This window comes from Chlorobaculum sp. 24CR (assembly GCF_004118635.1).
Lineage (GTDB): Bacteria > Bacteroidota > Chlorobiia > Chlorobiales > Chlorobiaceae > Chlorobaculum.
Genome location: NZ_SDGU01000079.1, coordinates 1 through 582, shown reverse-complemented (window position 1 = coordinate 582; position 582 = coordinate 1). Strand labels below are relative to the sequence as shown.

At 49.5% G+C, this 582-nt stretch carries 1 pseudogene; it reads left to right on the top strand.

Annotated features, from left to right (window positions below):
- Nucleotides 1–234 precede the first annotated feature (234 nt).
- A pseudogene (locus EST62_RS12350) lies at nucleotides 235–582 on the top strand (IS3 family transposase); the annotation flags it as partial.

Below are 582 nucleotides of genomic sequence, written 5' to 3'. Positions count from 1 at the left end.
TGCTGCATTCGAAAAGCAGCAATCAACCCTGAACAAGGCTGAGCAGAAAAAGATCGAACAGCTTGAAGCGAAGTTACGCAACAAGAACGACGTACTCTCTGAACTCATGGAGGAGCATGTCAAGCTAAAAAAAGAACTTGGGGAACTCTGACGGCGTCCTGGGTTCCCCATGATATTCGTGATGCCATTATCGACTTTGTCCGGTTGTGGGCAAAAAAGAGCAGCCTGGCTGTGATGCGATTCATCAAATGGCTGGGTATCGCGTCCAGCAAGTTCTATGAGTGGCAGGCTCGCTATGGCAAAGTCAATGAACATAACGCATTGATTCCCAGAGACTTCTGGCTCGAAGACCGGGAGAAGCAGGAGATTATCAAGTTTCATCTGAACTATCCTTTGGAGGGCTACCGTCGGTTGACTTTTATGATGCTTGACCGCAATATCGTGGCCGTCAGCCCCAGCAGCGTGTACCGTGTGCTGAGTGCCGCCGGCCTCTTGAAACGCTGGAACAACGAAAACAGCAAGAAGGGCAAAGGATTCGTGCAACCTGAAAAGCCGCATGAACACTGGCATATCGATATTTCA